Genomic DNA, 20754 nt, shown 5'->3' with positions numbered 1-20754 from the left:
AATCTCATTAAGTTATGATTGTTAAAGTCAACATGTTTTGTAAATAACTACTATATGTATTTGGTAATACACTAAACAAGGTAGTGAACGAATTGTGTTCTAATAAAAGAACTGTAAAAAAGACAAACGTACTATTAGTACTGGTCAGCTAAACACATTGCTGTGCGTACACATCCAGCCTATCAAGCTTGTAGTCTTCAAGCGTACTTCAGGGAACGTTCATCTTGGAGTTGGCTTCCCGCTTAGATGCTTTCAGCGGTTATCTCATCCGTACGTAGCTACCCAGCGATGCTCTTGGCAGAACAACTGGTGCACCAGTGGTACGTCCAACCCGGTCCTCTCGTACTAGGGTCAGCTCTCCTCAACGTTCCTACGCCCACGGAAGATAGGGACCGAACTGTCTCACGACGTTCTGAACCCAGCTCGCGTACCGCTTTAAATGGCGAACAGCCATACCCTTGGGACCTGCTCCAGCCCCAGGATGCGATGAGCCGACATCGAGGTGCCAAACCTCCCCGTCGATGTGAGCTCTTGGGGGAGATCAGCCTGTTATCCCCGGCGTACCTTTTATCCTTTGAGCGATGGCCCTTCCACACAGAACCACCGGATCACTATGACCGTCTTTCGACTCTGCTCGACTTGTATGTCTCACAGTCAGGCTAGCTTATGCCATTATACTCTACGAGGGATTTCCAACCCCTCTGAGCTAACCTTTGTAAGCCTCCGTTACTTTTTAGGAGGCGACCGCCCCAGTCAAACTACCCACCAGACATTGTCCTCGCACAAGATAATTGTACGGAGTTAGCTATCAGAATATTCAAGGGTGGTATCTCAAGGATGCCTCATCATAAACTGGCGTCTATGAATCAAAGGCTCCCACCTATCCTGCACATGAATATCCCAATAGCAGTGTCAAGCTATAGTAAAGGTGCACGGGGTCTTTCCGTCTTTCCGCGGGTAGGAGGAATTTTCACCTCCACTACAATTTCACTGGATCCATTGTTGAGACAGCTCCCATCTCGTTACGCCATTCATGCAGGTCGGTATTTAACCGACAAGGAATTTCGCTACCTTAGGACCGTTATAGTTACGGCCGCCGTTTACTTGTGCTTCAATTCAAGCCTTCGCCGAAGCTAAGCAATCCTTTTAACATTCAAGCACCGGGCAGGCGTCACACCCTATACATCCTCTTACGAGTTAGCAGAGTGCTGTGTTTTTGGTAAACAGTCGGGAGGGACACTTTGCTGCGACCTTGAACCGCTTCAGAGAGTAAATCTCTTTACAGTTTAGGCACACCTTATACCGAAGATACGGTGCTAGTTTGCAGAGTTCCTTAACAATGGTTCTTCCACGCGCCTTAGAATACTCATCTCACCCACCTGTGTTGGTTTACGGTACGGGCAACCGTTGTTCTCGTTTAGAGGCTTTTCTCGGCACGACAGTATCATTGATTCAAACCGCTCTCCGAAGAGATTGGTCTGCCTGTAAGATCTCGGTCTCATGAGAAGCGGATTTTCCTACTTCTCGACCTACATCCTTCGACCCGCTATTCCATCAGCGAGCTCAATTAACTCTATGCGTCCCCCCATCACTCAAACGAACAACGGTCGGTATCGGAATATTAACCGATTTGCCATCGTCTACCCCTTTCGGACTCGACTTAGGTCCCGACTAACCCTACGATGACGAGCATCGCGTAGGAAACCTTGGGTTTACGGCGAAGGGAATTCTCATCCCTTTTCTCGCTACTCATGCCTGCATGCTCACTTCCATCCGCTCCAGCACTCCTTACCGGTGTACCTTCAGCGCTGAATGGAACGCTCTCCTACCACTTATGATAAATCATAAATCTAGAGCTTCGGTGCTTGTCTTAGCCCCGTTATATTTTCGGCGCAGAATCGCTAGACCAGTGAGCTGTTACGCTTTCTTTAAAGGATGGCTGCTTCTAAGCCAACCTCCTGGTTGTCACAGCAACTCCACATCCTTTTCCACTTAGACAAGACTTTGGGACCTTAGCTGCTAGTCTGGGTTGTTCCCCTCTCGACATAGGATTTTATCACCCTACGCCTGACTCCCGAGGTTACACGTATAGTATTCGGAGTTTGATAGGGTTTGGTACCGCGGTAAGCAGCCCTAGCCCTGTCAGTGCTCTACCCCTATACGCTAATGCTCGAGGCTATACCTAAATATATTTCGGAGAGAACCAGCTATCACTGAGTTTGATTGGCCTTTCACCCCTATCCACAAGTCATCCCAAGAATTTTCAACTTCTACGGGTTCGGTCCTCCACTGGCTCTTACACCAGCTTCAACCTGCTCATGGATAGATCACTCAGTTTCGGGTCTGCAGCATCTGACTATGTCGCCCTATTAAGACTCGCTTTCGCTACGGCTTCTCGTTCGATTAACCTTGCCAGATACCACAACTCGCAGGCTCATTATGCAAAAGGCAGTCCGTCACACTTGTCTTGCGACAATAGTGCTCCGAATGATTGTAAGCCATAGGTTTCAGGTTCTATTTCACTCCGCTCACCGCGGTCCTTTTCACCTTTCCCTCACGGTACTTGTTCGCTATCGGTCTAGTAGTAGTATTTAGGGTTGGAGGGTGGTCCCCCCATATTCAGTCAAGATAACACGTGTCCCGACCTACTCGTTCCTTAGTCTAGTACCATATAAATGTTTTCGCTTACGGGAGTATCACCCTCTATGCTCACTCTTTCCAAAGTGTTCTGCTAACAAATATATTATCACTAAGTGCCCTAATCCCATTTCGCTCGCCGCTACTTTGGGAATCTCGTTTGATTTCTTTTCCTTCAGGTACTGAGATGTTTCACTTCCCTGAGTTCGCCCAACCTAAGTTGTAACATGATTCGCACCATGCTGGGTCGCCCCATTCAGAAATCCCCGGATCAAAGCTCTTTGGCAGCTCCCCGAGGCTTATCGCAGCCTAATACGTCTTTCATCGCCTCTACTAGCCAAGGCATCCACCTATGGCCCTTAATATCTTTTTTATTCTAATTTGCGTTCACTACCTTGTTTAATGTACTAATACATCATTCAAGACAGATCCTGTTGATTTTGTAGTTATTTAGTTAATATAATTAATAATAGAATAAATTCTCTTATCTCTTATATATGTTGACTTTAACAATTATAATTTAATGAACTTTTTGGTTTAAAACCAAATCTAAATACTTAACTTAAGTACTTGGATTTAGTTTGAAACTTGTTTTCTGATTGAAGTTGTGCTTGAAAAGGCAACGAAGCATACTAAAAGTATGTGAGTTTCTTTTTCAAGTGCAAATTCTTCAGAAATGGTGGGCCTACCTGGACTTGAACCAGGGACCTCACCCTTATCAGGGGTGCACTCTAACCAGCTGAGCTATAGGCCCTCTTTTTGGGGTGCTTTTAGCTCTACTTGGCGTTGGAACCTTTCGTTCATTCGTCACATACATAAGTATGTTCCTCACTCACTCAAGAACCCGCCTTGATTAGAACTAAAATCCCTCCCAAACCTAAGTCTGAGAGGCACTCCTGAATCAATATCAAATTAATGAACATAGATCACTGAAAACTAAGCAAGTAATAAACTAATAACTAACATCTCTTCGTGAGATTTTCTTTTGACAAGATAAACAAATGAATGTTTTCTCTTTACTCTAGAAAGGAGGTGATCCAACCGCAGGTTCTCCTACGGTTACCTTGTTACGACTTCACCCCAGTCGCTAATTCCGCCGTAAGTGGTAGCCTCCCGAAGGTTAGCTTCCCAATTTCGGGCGAAATCAACTCCCATGGTGTGACGGGCGGTGAGTACAAGACCCGGGAACGTATTCACCGTAGCATTGCTGATCTACGATTACTAGTGATTCCAGCTTCATGAAGTCGAGTTGCAGACTTCAATCCGAACTGAGAGACGCTTTATGAGATTGGCTCCACCTCGCGGTATCGCAACTCTCTGTACGCCCCATTGTAGCACGTGTGTAGCCCTAGCCATAAGGGCCATGATGACTTGACGTCGTCCTCACCTTCCTCCTCCTTGCGAAGGCAGTCTCCTTAGAGTGCCCAGCATAACCTGCTGGCAACTAAGGACGAGGGTTGCGCTCGTTGCGGGACTTAACCCAACATCTCACGACACGAGCTGACGACAGCCGTGCAGCACCTGTTTTCAAGTTCCCCGAAGGGCACCACTCTATCTCTAGGGTGTTCTATCAATGTCAAGGCTAGGTAAGGTTCTTCGCGTATCTTCGAATTAAACCACATGCTCCACCACTTGTGCGGGTCCCCGTCTATTCCTTTGAGTTTTAATCTTGCGACCGTACTCCCCAGGCGGAACACTTAATCTGTTAAGTGCATCACCGAGATGACAAGCATCCCGACGACTAGTGTTCATCGTTTAGGGCGTGGACTACCGGGGTATCTAATCCCGTTTGCTCCCCACGCTTTCACGCCTCAGCGTCAGTTATGTTCCAGGAGATCGCCTTCGCTTTCGGTATTCCTAGTGATATCTACGGATTTTACCCCTACACCACTAATTCCATCTCCCCCTCCCATACTCTAGGCTCGTAGTTTCAAATGCAGTTCTATGGTTAAGCCATAGGATTTCACATCTGACTTACGAGCCAGCCTACGCGTCCTTTACGCCCAGTGATTCCGAGTAACGCTTGCACCCTCCGTATTACCGCGGCTGCTGGCACGGAGTTAGCCGGTGCTTATTCATGAGCTACCGTCATTTTCTTGACTCATAAAAGGAGTTTACACACCGAAATGCGTCATCCTCCACGCGGCGTTGCTGCATCAGGGTTTCCCCCATTGTGCAATATTCCTCACTGCTGCCTCCCGTAGGAGTCTGGTCCGTGTCTCAGTACCAGTGTGGCGGATCATCCTCTCAAACCCGCTACCCGTCATTGCCTTGGTAGTCTCTTACACTACCAACTAACTGATGGGATATAGTCTGATCTCGAAGCGAAAAAACGTTTCCCGACTAAACTTGAGTTTAGAAGGTGTATCCAGTATTAATCATCGTTTCCAATGGCTATCCCGGTCTTCGAGGTACATTAACTATATATTACTCACCCGTGCGCCACTAATCCCCTAGCCTACCACAAGTGATAAGTTTCGGTTCATCGTTCGACTTGCATGTGTTAAGCACGCCGCCAGCGTTCACTCTGAGCCAGGATCAAACTCTCCATAATTGTTGTCCGAAGACAGATTATGTAAAGAACACATTGCTGTGCATTACTGATCTTTTGCCCAAGAATTAAAATTCATTGGCTTTGTTGCCATAAACCGCGTGAACAGTTTATGGACTTTTTTGTATGTATCTATTACTATAAGGGATCCAATAAATTGGATTCAAAATAGAATAGACGGTTGTTGTTAATTAGTTATTTCTAAGTAAACTTATTAATGAGCTAATTACTAACTGTTTCGTTAGTTATTAAGTCTATTTACTTGCTTAGTTTTCAATGATCTCAAACAATCTCAAAAGCTTCAACTCGAAGTCTCTCTAGCCCTCTTTAACAAGGTCTCTTTGTTTGTGGATGGGAATTATAGGGGGTTGTTGCTTAGAAGATTCTTAATCGGTTGGGAAGTTTTAAAAACTTCCTCTTTGTGTAAAAATACTCAGCGTTTGGCTGGCTATATTTAACTTATCAATCTATTATATGTACATAACCTGTTTCTGGCTCTATCTGTATAGTTATTTTCTCATCTTGAACTGCTAATAGACAATCTGAAACTTCACAAAGTTCTATTTGACATTGAGTTGTTAATAGGAGATTCTTTCCTGCATGACTGTATGGATTAACTAACTGCTCTGGATTATCAGTTAATGGTCTACCTAAATGATCAAAAAACACTCTTTTTTTACCATCGTCATTAGCAATACCACAATTAGTAAAATCTATATCATTAACAGAATAAGAATGCCCTAAGTTAAGTTTTTCACTTGCTTTAGCATCTCCATATTCAATAAGTCCACTATATCCACCTGTAAGTCTTTTTCCTTTGTCTAATGGATTGATAGCAATTTCATTCTCATTTGGATTTCCATCTTGATTTGTATAATCGTTAAAAATGGCATAAGCCCATTTATTATCTGTTCCATTGGTATTTGAAAATTTTAATTGCCATCTATTTTTATACCAAGTATTGTTTTTATCAAACTTATCATCAACCATTGCCAAATGCTGTGTATATCTTATATGTGATACCACTTGTATAGCTGCTTCTCTTAATTTTGTGGATTGCATTTGAGGTAACATAACTGCAGCTAATATACCGATTATAACTAATACGAACACTAGTTCTAACATAGTGAAAGCTTTTTTCATTTAGAACCTCTAAAGATTATATGTAGCAATAAAGTATATCAAAATATTTTAAAAATTGTTGGGAGAATAAAGGAAAGAGTCCAAGGAGTAGAAACTCCTTGGGTTAAAGTTACATTATAGTTCTTCTGCTTTTTGTACATCATATAGAATGTCATCCATTGGATGTCTATACATAGGCATAGCAAGTCTTTTCTCATCAAGAATATGACCAATAAAACCTATAGATCTACCAAGAATAAAGAATGCATTTAACGCACCAGCATCAATAAATACATCAATTTCTTTATCGTCATAAGATAATGATCTCCACATATCAACCATTAAAATACCGATTGTACCATCAACATTAAGAATTAAATTCTCTTTCTTAGATGTTGTTAATTGCTCGACAGTTAATGCATAGTCAAGTAATGGAGTACTTGGAAAATACTCTTTAGCAAATTTCTTAAGACCTTCAACACGCAAATCTGGGTTTTTAAGAGATTTAATTCTATGTCCGATTCCCGGAATTGGAACACCTTCTTTTTTCATATATGCTAGGAACTCTTTTGGTGACAGCTTGTTATCATCAGCATATTTGAAATATTTAGCAGCGCCATCAATCGCACCACCAAATCTTGGACCAATTGTAAGAAGACCAGCGATAAGTGAACTAATAACATCTTTACCAGCTCTTGCTGTCACTTTAGCATTGTGTGCACCTGATACTGCAGGACCATGGTCTGCAACAGTTTTAAGTACAGTTTCTAAAAAGTCAACAGCCCATCTTGGATATCTTTTTTTGAACCATAAAATACTCATTACATCACCAACAGTAAAGCCAGTATCTGGAGTTGCTACAGAAGATATTGGGTATCCACAGTAGTGAGCTTCTTCACCTCTATCATCAGAGATAGTACAGATAAACTCTTTACTTCTTCTTGATTTTGGAACAATATTAAGAGCTGGCTCTTTAATATCTTTAATAATACCCTGAGCATGTAAGTCATGATAAACAGCAGAAATAATTTCTGGTAAATCATTGAAAGAACCTGGAACGTGAATACCAGCTTCTTTCATTGCCTTATTTTTTGCTTCTGCAGTTTCTCTATCATCATTTGCAGATGCGCCTGCGTGACCAAATTGAACACCACTATCATAATATTTAGCTATTGTACCGATACACCATGCAATGATTGGCTTAGTAAGTTTACCAGCTTTAATAGCTTCTATTACTTTATACTCTTCAGTACCACCAACTTCACCTAGAAGTAACATATATTTAACTTCTGGATTAGCTTCCATTCTTAATAGATTATCAATAAAAACTGAACCAACAAATCTATCACCACCAATTGCAACACCCTCAGCGATGCCATCAGCATTTAAAGAAATAATGTTTGAAAGCTCATTAAACAAACCACCTGAACGAGTTACAAGCCCACATGAACCTGCACGGTGAAGTTTAGATTGAACGATATTTTCTATTGTTCCACCAACATTTGCAATTTTAAATGCACCAGGAACGATACCACCAACAGTTGCCGGCCCAATAACTGTAACATTTTTGCTTCTTGCAAACTCATTCATACCACGAGCAAGTCTCTCAGGGATACCTTCTGCTGTAATCATGATTGAAGAAAAACCACCAAGGTTTAAAGCTTCCATAGTTACATCATATGCAGTTCTAAAAGATGCGAAGTTTAAAAGTACATCAGCTTGTGGCTGAGCAGCTTTTGCTTCTGCTGTTGATTTATAAAGTGGAATCATCACTTCATCCGGACCGTAGAAAAATTTATCAAATTTATTTCCACTTGTAGGTGCAACGATTGCAGCTACTGATGGAGTATCTCTCTTAATTGTATAATCATAATCTAACATTCTTTGAATTGCAGTTTTGTTGTTGTTCCAAAAAATTGCTTGTGTATTTCTAGTAAATAATTGTGCCATAATATTTTTCCTTTGCCCTTACTTCGCTAGTGCCATACGCACGATGTCTGTAACATGTGTCTCTGGTCCATAAACTTCAATATAAAGACCAAGTCTGTCCGCAGCCTCTTTAATATCTTTAAGACCTTTCTCGTAGTTTGGTCCACCACGACGAACATATATCTTAACACCAACTTCTTTCATTTTATCAGCATATTTCTCAAATGCTTGAATAATACCTGTAAATGTTTTAGCAACATCTGTAAAGTTAGCTATTGCACCACCTATAATCATGATTTTTTCACGACCCTTTGAATCTTTTTCTCTAGTCATAAGATCTAGTAGTGTCTCAGCATAAAACTTTGTCTCACCCGTTGTTGGACCACCTGAGTACTCACCATAGTTAGCTAAATCATCGATTCCTGCTAAATCAGCAATAGTATCAGCATACACAACCGAAGCACCACCACCGGCTACCATAGTCCAGATTCTAGCTTCTGGTTTTAGTAGAGTAAGTTTTAATGAAGCACCTGTTTTAGCATCTGCTTCTTCAATAGCCGTAACTTCCGGAGATTTTGCCTCCATACCAAATGCAGTAGGATATTCAACATTGCCCCACTCTTCTACCATCATGAAACCGGCAGTATCATCAAGTTTAGCAACCATATCAAGAAGTTCTATCTTTTTACCTTGCATAACAAATGGATTAATTTCAAGATATGCGAAGTTTAGCTCTCTATATGCTCTGAAAAAACCAATTGCAAATTCAGCAAATGCAGCTTTATCATCTTTTGCAACATCTTTAGGAATATTAGCTTTAATTTTTTTAGCTATTTCTTCTTCTGTATCAGTAATTGCAAATGCTACTTCTGTAACTTTTTCATCCCAACCCTCTTCAACTTCCATTCCACCTTCAGCAGACATATAAAGCATATCATTATCACCAACAACTGTTGCAGAGATATAGTATTCTTCTTCTTGTTTGTGTGGAGTAAATGGCTCAACAACAAAATGAGTTAACATATCAACTTTTGCTTCACCTGTAGGAGTATCTCCATCAAATGAAAAATATACTGATTGTTCATTTGATGATTTTTCATCAATCCAAGATACAGCTTTAGCTAAAGAAACATCACCTGGTTTAGTATCTTTAAAAAGTACTAAATCATTCTTACCTCTTTTACCAAATAGCATATCTGGTTTAGCGACTAATGTCTTCTTTTTTAACCAAGCTTTATCTTTTGCAGCTTTCTTTAATTCTGATCCATTTTGAACCATTACAGTTTCATAAGCATAAGTAAAATCTGGAAAATATTTATCCCAATGTTTTGCTAAAATCGACTTTGCATCATATTCTCTAATCGCTTTTTGAGCCATTTGCAACTCCCTGTTTTATTATTTGTGTGCAATTTTATCACATGTTATTAAATTAATATCATTTGTTAAGAGTCAGAACTCAATAGATTTAATTAGTGTTTACTTTAGTAACAATTGCTTTATAAACAGCTCTATTATTGTAACTAATAGTTACACTTTCTCTATTTTGATATTTTAGGCTTTTTTCAGTAAGTATGTTAGTGTTGCAATTTGTTACACCATAAAACTTTAATCTGCTTGCCATCTTATAATCAGTATTTACACACTTTATACCTCTGTTTTTTAATTCATTTGCAAGCTCTTTAGCAACATGCATATTATAGGCAAAGTGATTTTTGGGTTTATCTATAAAAATATATATATCTTTATTAAAAAATACAACAAGAGAGTTCAGTACCAGCAAAATAAGTGATACCACAAATACAACTCTATACTTTGTTCTAAACATTTTTAGTCTAACTCTATAAGAATGACTAAACGTCTGTGCAGCTAACGGAAGTGCTAAAATCAAATATGGGGCAAAATCTTCTAATTCTATTTTCTGTCTAAAGGATAGAAGTAGAGAGAAAACAAATGCAACAGATGCTATAAACCATAAAATATCTATTTGCTTAGTTAAATACCTTCTATATAATATATAAAAAATATATACAAATATAATCGGTGTGAATATAGCAGTATACACGGCAATAGAATCTAAGAAGTGTCCTTGTGGAATTCCCTTTGTATCCACTCCATATAATAATAAAGATATAAAAAAAGCAAACATATTAAATATAAAGAAAGTTCGCTGCTTAGTATAGATGGAAAATATTGATAGTGCCAAAAACAGATATACGAATTCTCCACCTATTAATACATAGATGCTAAGAATCATATACATATATTTTCTAGAAAAGTTTTCATATGCATATACAAAAAACAACAATCCAAATATTATAAGTCCTGCCATCTCTACTATGAGAGCAGAGCTAATTACTCCCGGAAGAAGAACAAAGATGAGAAGAAGCCATAGTCTATTTTTTCTATTTGAAAGATATTTTTTAGATATTTTATAGAGCAATATTGCACTCAATAGATGAAATATTATCATTGGTAGTCTTAATGCAAAATCATTAGAGCCGAAAAAATATATTGAAGTTTTTATTATCAATTGTAAAAAAGAGAAGTCTTCATAAAGAATCATTGATTCTGCATGAGAGATTGAAAGTGAAGATGTTTGAAAGAAAAGTATAAATGCATCTACTCCTAAGATTAAGAATAAGACGAATCTATGACTCATAGTTTTAAAAAGTTCCCAATAATTTCATGTCCATGTTCACTCATTATTGATTCTGGATGGAATTGAACTCCATAAATATCTCTATTCTTTATCTTAATAGCCATGATTTCATCATCATCTGTACTAAATGCTGTTGGCTCTATTATCTCTGGAAGAGATTCTTTATCTACTATAAGTGAGTGGTATCTTGTAGCTATAAATTCCTCGGGAAGATTTTTAAATATTTCACACTCATTTACTCTTTTCATAGTAGATGTTTTACCATGCATCATATTTTTTGCACGAACTACATCTGCTCCAAATACCTGAGCAATACTCTGATGACCAAGACAAATTCCTAAAATTGGTAACTTATCTTTAAAATAGTCTATAACTTCTAAAGTAACGCCTGCTTCATCAGGAGATGCTGGACCGGGAGAGATAATGATTTTTTCAGGAGCCAACTTTTCAATCTCACTAACGCTCATTTCATCATTTCTAATTATTTTAAGATCAGCGCCTAATTCTCTACAATATTGAACTATATTGTAAGTAAAACTATCATAATTATCAATCATTAATATCATAAAATTATCCGTTATTTTTGTTTGTTATAAAAGTAATTTGTCGCTTCAACAAAACCATCTACACTACCACAGTCAAATCTTTTACCACTAAATTTATATGCTAAGACTTTTCCTTGTTTTGCTAAAGTCAGAAGGGCATCTGTTATTTGTATCTCTCCACCTTTGCCAGGTTTAGTAGTTTTAATAACATCAAAGATTTCAGGAATTAAAATATATCTGCCAATTATAGCCAAATTAGAAGGTGCATCTTGTGGTTCTGGTTTTTCTATCATATTATCTACTTTAAAAAGGTTGTCTTCTATTTCAATACCAGATATTACACCATATTTATTTGTATGTTCTCTAGGAATCTCTTCAATTGCAACGATACATGAATCAGGATACTTTTCATATAGTTTTGTCATTTGAGATAATACAGATTCACCCTCGTTGTCACATAAATCGTCTGCAAGTATCACTGCGAAAGGTTCATTCCCTATTAATGTTTGTCCAGTAAGTATTGCATGACCCAAACCCTTCATCTCAACTTGTCTTGTATAACTAAAAGTATAGTTATCTACAATATTTCTGATTTCATGCATTAAATTCTCTTTTGATGTGCCATCAATTTGATGTTCAAGTTCGTAAGATCTATCAAAGTGATCTTCTATAGCTCTTTTGCCTCTACCTGTAACAATAGCCATAGTATCCATACCTGCTTCTATAGCTTCTTCTACACCGTATTGAAGAAGTGGTTTAGTTAGTACTGGTAGCATCTCTTTTGGTATTGCTTTTGTAGCTGGTAAAAATCTTGTACCATACCCAGCTGCTGGAAAAAGACATTTATTGATTTTAATATTGTTATTTGACATCATAAACCTTGAATAATTTTAAATACAAAGTATATCTATATTGCTCTTTTATTTTACTTAGCATTTATACTGTTAGGATTCTCACCTGTGCCTAAGAAAACCCTTATCCATCTTAATAATATCCTAGATTATAAAGATATATTAAATACAAAAACATAAGATTAGGAGTATAATAGTTGCATGAAAAATTATAAATTTAAAATCACAGGAAAAGTACAAGGTGTCTATTACAGAGCAAATGTACAAAAAAAAGCACTTAGTGCCGGATATAGTGGATATGTAAAGAACAAGCCTGATGGCAGTGTAGAGGCTTGTGTTACATGTCACAGTTCTAAACTTGAATACTTTACAAACCTTCTTAAGCAAGGTTCACAGTACAGTAAAGTAGATAGTGTTGAGAGGCAAGAGATTGAAGAACTTTTTAAAGGAGACTTTGAAATAAGATAAAAACTAATATAAGTTTCTATAAGGAGATTAGTCCTCTCATCTATTTAATTAAATTTGTATTGACATTGTGTTATCATTCGTTGAAATAAAGGATTGTAATGTCAATGAAAAAACTACTTTTACTCCCACTTTTACTATCTAATCTTGTTGCATTTTCTACTACTAATATTCAGTTACTTTATGGAACTTTTGATGGTAATAGTTATGTGTATGACACTAAGAATGGTGGAAAAACAACTCTTACTATTGAACATTACGGCTCATTTGAGTATGGTGATATTTATGGTTTTCTTGACTACAGTATTGCAGATAATGAGTTTAAATACCATAATGATAAAACAGACACTTACGGAGAGATTTCTCCAAGATTAAATCTCAGTAAAGTAACTTCACAGGATTTAAGTTTTTCTATCGTTAAACAAATTTATTTAGCATATCAATACAACGCAAGTGAAACTTATACTGCAAATTTAATAGGTCTTGGAACTGATTTAAATGTATACGGTTTTGATGTATTTGGTCTTAATATCTACAAAAGGTACCAAAATATTGGTGAAGACACTTATCAGTTATCGCCATATTATAAAACTAAAACATTAGGTAATATTTTTCATATAGATGGATTTATTGACTGGACTGAGTATGATTTCTTATCTCAAAGTCAATTTTTGTTTGATATGAAAAGAGCTCTAAAAGTAGAAAATCTTTTCATAGGAGCTGAGTGGCACTACTATAAACAAAAACCACTCAACTTAAACTTCAATTCAAAAGTAGAATCAAATACCCTCCAGGCAATAATTAAATACTCTTGGTAACTACTTCTTAGAGTTCAGTCTTGATTGATACTCTTGTGGATGTTTACAAACAGGACAAACTTTTAAAGCTTTTTTGCCATAATGAACATGTCCACAAACTTCACATATCCAAGCTTCTTCTTCATTTTCACTAACAAACTCTTCACCACCTTCAAGTCTATTTAAAAGCATCTGAAACATATTTTCATGTTCTACTTCTACTTGACCTATACCCGAAAAAAGTTTTGCAGCTTCTTTATGACCCTCTTCTTTTGCAATAGCTGCAAAATCAGGATACATAGTTACATTTTCATAACTCTCACCATTAATAGCATCTTGAAGATTTGCTTTTGTATCTCCAAAATTATCTTCAGAGTTGTTTGTCATCCTATTTGCTAATGATAGTTCCATTTTAGCATGGTGTTTTTCATTGTTTGCAGCTCTTTGAAAATGTTCTGCAATATCCCTGTAACCTTCTTTTTGAGCAACTTTTGCATAATACTCATACTTATTTCTAGCTTGAGATTCACCTGCAAACGCTTTTAATAAATTTACAATAGTTAAATTCTCAGTAATCATCTCCATAGCTTGCCCACAACAGTGAAGCTCACCACCACCAATATTTTGTACTTCTACTACATTTCCACATTTATTACATTTGTAAGTTTCATACTGTCTCATTTTCTAATCTCCTAAATTTATACAAAGGATAATTTTTATCCTTTGTAATATTATATTACTATTAAACTTAAACTATAATTTTTCTCCTTTAAACTACTATATTGTATAATGTCATCATGATTAACTGTACAGATGAACTCAGACGTCATAATTTAAAAGCAACACCGCAAAGATTAGCAATTAGTAGTGCATTACACTCTTGTGGTCATATAAACGTAGATGCTCTTTATGAGTTAATGCTTAAAAAGTTTAACTCTATTTCTCTGGCAACTATATACAAAAATATCAACCTAATGCTTGAAAACTCCTATATACAAGAAGTTAAGATTCCTCAGAACAAGTCGGTATATGAACTTACAAAGAGTTACCATTCCCATCTTATATGCATAAATTGTGGGGAAATTGATGATATTAAACTAAATATGAACCCTATTATAAGTGAAGTAAGTTCAAGCAGTAATTTTGAGATATCTAAGACGGATGTTGTATTATCTGGCATCTGTAAAAAATGTCAGTAATTTTTTCTTCTAATTTTTATTACTTTTAACAACTCCTCAGCACTCTTACAATATAATTCCATTATCAATTTTTCCAAGAAGGAATCCCATGCGTGGTTATAAAATTTTTGCCGGTTCTGCAAGTATTGAATTTGCAAAAGAAATTTGTCAAGTTCTAGATGTTCCATTAGCTAATGCTGATACAAAAAGATTTAGTGACGGTGAAATATCTGTTCAAATAGCTGAGAGTGTTCGTGGTCGTGATGTATTTATAGTACAAAGTACAGGTGCTCCCTCAAACGACAATCTTATGGAACTACTTATTATGACAGATGCTCTTCGTCGTTCATCTGCTTCAAGCATCACTGCTGTAGTTCCTTACTATGGTTATGCAAGACAAGATAGGAAAGCTGCTCCTCGTGTTCCAATCACGGCAAGGCTCGTTGCAGATATGTATGAAACTGCAGGAATCGACAGAGTTGTTACTATTGATTTACATGCTGGTCAAATTCAAGGGTTCTTTAACATCCCTGTTGACAACCTTTACGGCTCTATTACATTTGAGCACTATATAAAAAGTAAAAATCTTAAAAACCCTATCATCGCTTCTCCAGATATTGGTGGGGTAGCTCGTGCTAGATACTTTGCAAAACGCATGGGTTTAGAGATGGTTATCGTTGATAAGCGTCGTGAAAAAGCAAACGAAAGTGAAGTTATGAATATCATTGGTGATGTAAAAGGTCACGATGTTATTATGATTGATGATATGGTAGATACTGCTGGAACTATGGTTAAAGCTGCTACCGCACTTAAAAATAGTGGTGCAACTTCAGTTATGGCATGTGCTACACACGCTGTTCTTAGTGGAAAAGCATATGAGAACCTAGATCACGGTGAGCTTGATGAGCTAATAGTTACAAATACTTTAGAATCAGCACCACATAGAAAAATAAAGGTATTAACAGTTGCTCCTCTTTTTGCAGAAGTAATTCGTCGTGTTTACCACAACGAAAGTGTTAATGGCCTTTTTGCATAATTAGGAAATATTAATTGAAAAACATTAGAAACTTCTCTATCATCGCACATATCGACCACGGTAAAAGTACTTTAGCAGACCGTATCATTCAAGAATGTGGCTCTGTTAGCGAGAGAGAACTAAAAACTCAGATGATGGATACTATGGACATCGAGCAAGAGCGTGGGATTACCATCAAAGCTCAAAGTGTTAGACTTGACTACGTAAAAGACGGCCAACACTATATCCTAAACCTTATCGACACTCCGGGCCACGTTGATTTCTCTTATGAAGTTAGTAAGTCTTTAGCATCTAGTGATGGGGCTCTGCTTATTGTAGATGCTGCTCAAGGTGTTGAAGCTCAAACTATTGCAAATGTTTATTTAGCACTTGACAACAACTTAGAGCTTATCCCAGTTATAAACAAGATAGATTTACCTGCAGCCGAGCCAGAGAAAGTTGCAGAAGAGATTGAAACAAGTATTGGCATAGATGCCACTGATGCCTGTTTAGTATCTGCAAAAACAGGAGTAGGCGTTCGTGCGCTGATAGATGCAATCGTAGACAGAATTCCAGCTCCAGTTGGAGACCCAGAGGCAACTACAAAAGCTATCATTTATGACTCTTGGTTTGATCAGTACCTTGGTGCACTTGCACTTGTTCGTGTTTTTGACGGTCAAGTGAAAAAAGGTCAGAATATTAAACTTATGAGTAATGGCGAAGAGCATCAAATTTTAGATTTGATGTACCCTCACCCTATGAAAAAAATCAAAACCAACACTATTGAGTGTGGCGAGATTGGTATTGTTGTTCTTGGACTTAAAGAAGTTAGTGTTATTAATGTCGGAGACACGATAACAGATGCTAAAAACCCTACTGCCGAGCCTGTTGGAAGATATGAACCTGCTAAGCCATTTGTTTTTGCCGGTATATATCCTATTGATACTGATGAATTTGAAAGTTTACGCGATGCACTCGATAAACTAAGATTAAATGACAGCTCTCTATCTTACGAACCAGAGACCTCTTTAGCTCTCGGTTTTGGTTTTCGTGTCGGATTTTTGGGAATGCTTCATATGGAAGTTGTAAAAGAGAGACTTGAGCGTGAATTCAACCTTGATTTAATTGCTTCTGCACCATCGGTTATATATGAAGTTTATCTTAACAATGGTGAAAAAATCAATGTTCACAACCCTTCAGAGCTTCCAGAGGTAAATCGTATAGATAGAATTGAAGAACCGTACGTAAGAGCAACAGTTATTACTCCAAGTGAATATCTTGGTAATATCATAACTCTTTTAATAAACAAACGCGGTACTCAAAGCAAGATGACTTATCTTAATGAAGATAGAGTTATGCTTGAGTATGAAGTTCCAATGAATGAGATAGTTGTTGACTTTTATGATACCTTAAAGTCTATCTCTAAAGGTTACGCTTCATTTGATTATGAGCCTATAGATTTTAGAGTGGGTGACCTTGTTAAACTTGATATAAAAGTAGCTGGAGAAGCTGTGGATGCATTAAGCATAGTTGTTCCTCGTAATCAAGCTCTATCTCGTGGTCGTATTTTAGTTAAAAATATGAAAGAGATAATACCTCGTCAACTTTTTGAAGTGGCTGTTCAAGCATCTTTAGGTTCTCAGATTATTGCTAGAGAAACAGTGAAATCTATGGGTAAAAATGTTACTGCCAAATGTTACGGTGGAGACATCACCCGTAAACGCAAGCTTTTGGAAAAACAAAAAGCCGGTAAAAAACGTATGAAGTCCATAGGAAAAGTACAACTTCCTAGTGAAGCGTTTATGTCTGTTTTAAAAATGGACTAGAGTCCATTAATAGTCCGTAAAAGGAACTAGTCCCTTTTACTTCGCTTGGGGCGCTGTGCCCACTAAAGCTTGTCACTCTTTTGAGTAACAGAGATTTTGGAGTTAGCATTGAAGTGTTTACTTTGTGAGAATTTATCTTTTACACATATCTGCACTAACTGTCAAGAAACCTTTCTAAGCCCAAGCATCTATAAACGAAAAATTCTAAATAACATCGAAGTTATCTCTTTTTATAAATACAAAGATATTAAAGACCTTCTTCACACAAAACACACTGATTTAGGTTACTATATTTACTCTATTCTCGCAAACAATTCTTTAAAATTATTTGCTCAAAACTTTGAATATTCAAATGTAGTAAGCTCAATAGCTATTGATGACAATGTAAAAAACGGATACTCACATACAGCTATATTAAATAAAGCTCTTAAAAGTAAATTCATTAAACCTGAATTTTATAAACTAAGAGCAAGAAATTCTGTCTCTTATTCCGGTAAGAGTAGAGAGTTTAGACTTATGAACCAGAGAGATTTCACATTAAAGAAAAATAATGCAAATGATATAATTTTAGTAGATGACATAATTACGACTGGTTTGACACTGACACAAGCGATACAAACCATACAAAAAAAAGAAAAAGAAGTTTTATTTTGCCTCACACTAGCGGATGCTAATAATATAAAATAAGGAATAAATATTTATGAGATTTTTTTTGCTACTTTTACCACTTTTACTAAATGCTCAGATGCTCCAAGTTGGAGATAATGTAACTCCTATAAAATTAATCTCTCAACATGACAAAGAGTATACTTTAGTAAAGAATGGAATCTGGATAATCGCTTGGGATAAAACCACAACAAAAATGCTTAATCAATATTTTGATGAGCATAAGATGCCAGAGAACCTAAACATTATAGTAGATACTTCTCAAATTCCATCTGGAATCTTTTCTTTTTTTGTTCGTCCTAGTATGAAAAACTATAAACATTCTATTCTACTAAGCTTTGATGAGAAATATAATCTCACTCTGCCTTTTAAAGAAGATATGATTACCCTTTTATATATAGAAAAGACAAAAGTAAAAAAAATTATCTATATAAAGAATATAGAAGAGTTAGAAAAAACTTTTAAGTAGTTTGCCAACCTCTTCTTCTATAGCTTTTCCAACTTCTTTTTCTATGGCTTTTCCTACTTCTTTTTTTATAAGTTCTTCTACATCAACACTTACTGTTGGTGAGGAAGTCTTACCTTTTAGTCTAACTGAGACTGGATTTTTATTTGCAACTACATCTATTTTTGAGTCTATAATTTTTGTTTTTGTATTTAGCTTTGTGTTTTTAGTCTTTATAGATGAAGTGTTAGATTTTAAATCCATAGATGCAAGAATATTTTCTTTATTTATATCAGCGTGTACATCACCTTTGAAGGTCTCAACATACATATCAACTTTTGCATACTGCTTTACAAGAGAGAACATCTGATTTTTAGTAAATTTACCATCTATTAGATTACCGTCAAACTTACCCTTTTTAGATGCAAGATTATAATTAAGCTTAGCATCTAGAGATGCTTTAAATACCTCAGGATATATCAGCATATGAAGTGCGTCCAATGTTTGGATGGCAGTGATGTCAGCGTGAAAATCATCATTGTGAAGCTTAGCGTCTATCTTACCTCCTGCTACATTTGAGAATATACTCAAATCTAAATCATCTCCTTTGTTTAACTCTCCATTTACAGTAATACTACCTTTCATATGCTGCTGCGAAGCAAAGTAAAGCTTATCAAGGTTAGGAACTGTTGCTTTGTAGTCGCTATTTATCGTGCTATTTTTCAAATTTAATCTAGCTCTTTTTATCTCAATATTTGCAAGTGTAGATACTAAGTCTACTTTTGAATCAACAATATCTCCATTTAGAGTTGTATTTGTAGTCATATTAAAGTTTGTTTTTGGCATCTGTGTTTTAAACTCGTATGCCTTTGTCATATATTTTGAATCAAGTAGACCATTTTTAATAGTAGAAATTACTTTACCGTTTAACTTACCACTTCTAGCATCTGGGATATTTACATCTAAAGAGAAAACTCCATCTGCGTAATGAGGCTGATTAACCATATATAAGACTCTCTCTAGCTTTAAATTCTTCATACTAGCTTTTATACTAGCTGGAGCAAACTCTTTGAGTATAGCTTCAAACTTTGTATCAGACGATGCCACATCACTCCTACCATCTACTACGAGTTTTGCTTTTGTGCCTTTTACTGTACCATTTAGTCTAAATGAACCTCTAACATCTGCACCTGTGACTGGCTTAAGAAGTGCTAACTCTTTTATATCTAGTGCATACTTTACATCTGTCTTTAATGGAGTTGGAATCACTTTACCAGATGAAGTAATTTTAAATAGCTTGGAGATTAGCTCATAGCTATAATCAACATCATCACCTTTTAGCTTCGCATCTAGATTCATCACAAAGTCTGTACTTGGTATGGTAATATTAAAGTCATTCTTCATAACTTTTGTATTTATCTTTGCATCTCTTGTACGAAGAACGATATCTCCATCTAGGGCATGGGGTTTAATATTTTTAAAATTCACATCTAAGTTTACATCTGCACTTGCATATGGCTTACGAGCACCTATTTCTAAAAGTTCTACCAGTTTTAAGTTCTTAACTTTAGCGATTATGGAAGTTGGATTAAACTCCGTAAGTTCTACATGGTAAGTTGTATCACTAGATGCTACATCACTAATTCCGTCTATGGTTATAAAAGCCTTATCACCTTTTGCTTTACCGTTTGTATTAAATGCTTTACGAAGTTCTACTGAGCTAAGTGATTTAAGCGAGTTTAAGTCGCCAAGCTTTACTTTATAGTTAATATCAAACGACTGAGACAAAAGAGAGTAGTTTCCTTTTATACTTATTATATTATTGCTATTTATCTCTAATACTATTTCAAGTTCACTCATACTTAAAGAAAAAACCTTTAGCTTACTATCTAGTAGTGTCTGTTCTTTTATCTTAGCTTCTAAAACTGGTTGTAATATAGAGTTTCCCAATGGTGTAAATGCTATAACATATATACCTATTATTACTGTTGCAAGTATTGCAACGAACCACGCCAAATATTTCATATAAATTCCTAGATGCTAAAATTCTCGTATAATTTAAATACAT

The 20754-nt window shown here is 36.5% G+C and carries 15 protein-coding genes, 1 tRNA gene and 2 rRNA genes; 7 read left to right on the top strand and 11 right to left on the bottom strand.

Annotation, left to right across the window (positions count from 1 at the left end; translation table 11 throughout):
• Positions 1-113: 113 nt before the first annotated feature.
• The 9 genes from ACLHDE_RS03040 to galU all read right to left on the bottom strand — a co-directional run bounded on the left by ACLHDE_RS03040 (position 114) and on the right by galU (position 12315).
• Positions 114-3010: ribosomal RNA gene (locus tag ACLHDE_RS03040) — 23S ribosomal RNA — on the bottom strand.
• A gap of 304 nt (positions 3011-3314) precedes the next feature.
• A tRNA-Ile gene (locus tag ACLHDE_RS03035) sits at positions 3315-3391 on the bottom strand.
• 271 nt (positions 3392-3662) lie between these two features.
• Positions 3663-5191, bottom strand: a 16S ribosomal RNA gene (locus ACLHDE_RS03030).
• The 16S and 23S rRNA genes sit together here with 1 tRNA gene alongside, the layout of an rRNA operon.
• 459 nt (positions 5192-5650) lie before the next feature.
• Positions 5651-6313, bottom strand: coding sequence for a Tfp pilus assembly protein FimT/FimU (locus tag ACLHDE_RS03025; RefSeq protein WP_415397690.1), 663 nt, complete (start codon positions 6311-6313; stop codon positions 5651-5653).
• A 132-nt stretch (positions 6314-6445) separates the two neighbouring features.
• The gene (locus tag ACLHDE_RS03020) at positions 6446-8260 is read right to left on the bottom strand and encodes a citrate/2-methylcitrate synthase (protein ID WP_415397688.1); all 1815 of its coding nucleotides are present in this window, start codon (positions 8258-8260) and stop codon (positions 6446-6448) included.
• 18 nt (positions 8261-8278) lie between these two features.
• Positions 8279-9616, bottom strand: a complete 1338-nt coding sequence (locus ACLHDE_RS03015) for an ATP citrate lyase citrate-binding domain-containing protein (protein ID WP_415397686.1) — start codon at positions 9614-9616, stop codon at positions 8279-8281.
• Positions 9617-9704: 88 nt separating this feature from the next.
• The gene (locus ACLHDE_RS03010) at positions 9705-10898 is read right to left on the bottom strand and encodes a hypothetical protein (RefSeq protein WP_415397685.1); all 1194 of its coding nucleotides are present in this window, start codon (positions 10896-10898) and stop codon (positions 9705-9707) included.
• The gene (locus ACLHDE_RS03005) at positions 10895-11464 is read right to left on the bottom strand and encodes an anthranilate synthase component II (protein WP_415397684.1); all 570 of its coding nucleotides are present in this window, start codon (positions 11462-11464) and stop codon (positions 10895-10897) included. Before ACLHDE_RS03005 ends, ACLHDE_RS03010 begins: the two co-directional genes overlap by 4 nt.
• Positions 11465-11475: 11 nt before the next feature.
• On the bottom strand, positions 11476-12315 hold the full coding sequence (galU, locus tag ACLHDE_RS03000) for a UTP--glucose-1-phosphate uridylyltransferase GalU (protein WP_415397683.1): 840 nt from the start codon (positions 12313-12315) through the stop codon (positions 11476-11478).
• A 180-nt stretch (positions 12316-12495) separates the two neighbouring features.
• Here galU and ACLHDE_RS02995 point away from each other — a divergent pair, with 180 nt between their 5' ends.
• The gene (locus tag ACLHDE_RS02995) at positions 12496-12762 is read left to right on the top strand and encodes an acylphosphatase (RefSeq protein WP_415397681.1); all 267 of its coding nucleotides are present in this window, start codon (positions 12496-12498) and stop codon (positions 12760-12762) included.
• Between the two features lie 104 nt (positions 12763-12866).
• Positions 12867-13577, top strand: a complete 711-nt coding sequence (locus tag ACLHDE_RS02990) for an outer membrane protein OmpK (protein ID WP_415397680.1) — start codon at positions 12867-12869, stop codon at positions 13575-13577.
• Here the strand turns inward: ACLHDE_RS02990 and ACLHDE_RS02985 are convergent, their stop codons facing one another.
• Positions 13578-14237 carry a ferritin family protein gene (locus ACLHDE_RS02985; RefSeq protein ID WP_415397679.1) on the bottom strand — a complete coding sequence of 220 codons (660 nt, stop codon included), beginning with the start codon at positions 14235-14237 and terminating at the stop codon, positions 13578-13580.
• Between the two features lie 116 nt (positions 14238-14353).
• On the opposite strand from ACLHDE_RS02985, the gene ACLHDE_RS02980 reads away from it, so the two are divergent.
• From ACLHDE_RS02980 to ACLHDE_RS02960, 5 genes are all read left to right on the top strand, one after another.
• Positions 14354-14755 (top strand): Fur family transcriptional regulator, encoded by a 402-nt coding sequence (locus ACLHDE_RS02980; RefSeq protein ID WP_415397678.1) that lies wholly within the window; start codon positions 14354-14356, stop codon positions 14753-14755.
• A gap of 88 nt (positions 14756-14843) precedes the next feature.
• Positions 14844-15770 (top strand): ribose-phosphate pyrophosphokinase, encoded by a 927-nt coding sequence (locus ACLHDE_RS02975; RefSeq protein ID WP_415397677.1) that lies wholly within the window; start codon positions 14844-14846, stop codon positions 15768-15770.
• Between the two features lie 14 nt (positions 15771-15784).
• Positions 15785-17575: a translation elongation factor 4 gene (lepA, locus tag ACLHDE_RS02970; protein ID WP_415397676.1), complete on the top strand. Its 1791-nt coding sequence runs from the start codon at positions 15785-15787 to the stop codon at positions 17573-17575.
• Between the two features lie 108 nt (positions 17576-17683).
• Complete coding sequence (locus ACLHDE_RS02965) at positions 17684-18262, top strand: ComF family protein (protein WP_415397675.1); 579 nt, start codon at positions 17684-17686, stop codon at positions 18260-18262.
• A 13-nt stretch (positions 18263-18275) separates the two neighbouring features.
• Positions 18276-18710, top strand: a complete 435-nt coding sequence (locus ACLHDE_RS02960) for a hypothetical protein (protein WP_415397674.1) — start codon at positions 18276-18278, stop codon at positions 18708-18710.
• Here the strand turns inward: ACLHDE_RS02960 and ACLHDE_RS02955 are convergent.
• A complete protein-coding gene (locus tag ACLHDE_RS02955; RefSeq protein WP_415397673.1) occupies positions 18690-20711 on the bottom strand; it encodes a hypothetical protein in 2022 nt (673 codons plus the stop codon). The two genes, ACLHDE_RS02960 and ACLHDE_RS02955, sit on opposite strands and share 21 nt — an antisense overlap.
• Positions 20712-20754: the final 43 nt, after the last annotated feature.

Source organism: Sulfurimonas iocasae (assembly GCF_047716755.1).
GTDB lineage: Bacteria > Campylobacterota > Campylobacteria > Campylobacterales > Sulfurimonadaceae > Sulfurimonas.
Note: the sequence above shows the minus strand (reverse complement) of the source record. Positions and strands in the feature narration are given on the sequence as shown.

Bases quoted from the DNA above. Each gene is read 5' to 3' on its own strand.
- ACLHDE_RS03025 (WP_415397690.1), bottom strand. From the start codon at position 6,313: ATGTTAGAACTAGTGTTCGTATTAGTTATAATCGGTATATTAGCTGCA.
- ACLHDE_RS03005 (WP_415397684.1), bottom strand. From the start codon at position 11,464: ATGATATTAATGATTGATAATTATGATAGTTTTACTTACAATATAGTT.
- ACLHDE_RS02960 (WP_415397674.1), top strand. From the start codon at position 18,276: ATGAGATTTTTTTTGCTACTTTTACCACTTTTACTAAATGCTCAGATG.
- ACLHDE_RS03020 (WP_415397688.1), bottom strand. From the start codon at position 8,260: ATGGCACAATTATTTACTAGAAATACACAAGCAATTTTTTGGAACAAC.
- ACLHDE_RS03010 (WP_415397685.1), bottom strand. From the start codon at position 10,898: ATGAGTCATAGATTCGTCTTATTCTTAATCTTAGGAGTAGATGCATTT.
- ACLHDE_RS03015 (WP_415397686.1), bottom strand. From the start codon at position 9,616: ATGGCTCAAAAAGCGATTAGAGAATATGATGCAAAGTCGATTTTAGCA.
- ACLHDE_RS02990 (WP_415397680.1), top strand. From the start codon at position 12,867: ATGAAAAAACTACTTTTACTCCCACTTTTACTATCTAATCTTGTTGCA.
- ACLHDE_RS02995 (WP_415397681.1), top strand. From the start codon at position 12,496: ATGAAAAATTATAAATTTAAAATCACAGGAAAAGTACAAGGTGTCTAT.
- galU (WP_415397683.1), bottom strand. From the start codon at position 12,315: ATGTCAAATAACAATATTAAAATCAATAAATGTCTTTTTCCAGCAGCT.
- ACLHDE_RS02975 (WP_415397677.1), top strand. From the start codon at position 14,844: ATGCGTGGTTATAAAATTTTTGCCGGTTCTGCAAGTATTGAATTTGCA.
- ACLHDE_RS02985 (WP_415397679.1), bottom strand. From the start codon at position 14,237: ATGAGACAGTATGAAACTTACAAATGTAATAAATGTGGAAATGTAGTA.
- ACLHDE_RS02980 (WP_415397678.1), top strand. From the start codon at position 14,354: ATGATTAACTGTACAGATGAACTCAGACGTCATAATTTAAAAGCAACA.
- ACLHDE_RS02955 (WP_415397673.1), bottom strand. From the start codon at position 20,711: ATGAAATATTTGGCGTGGTTCGTTGCAATACTTGCAACAGTAATAATA.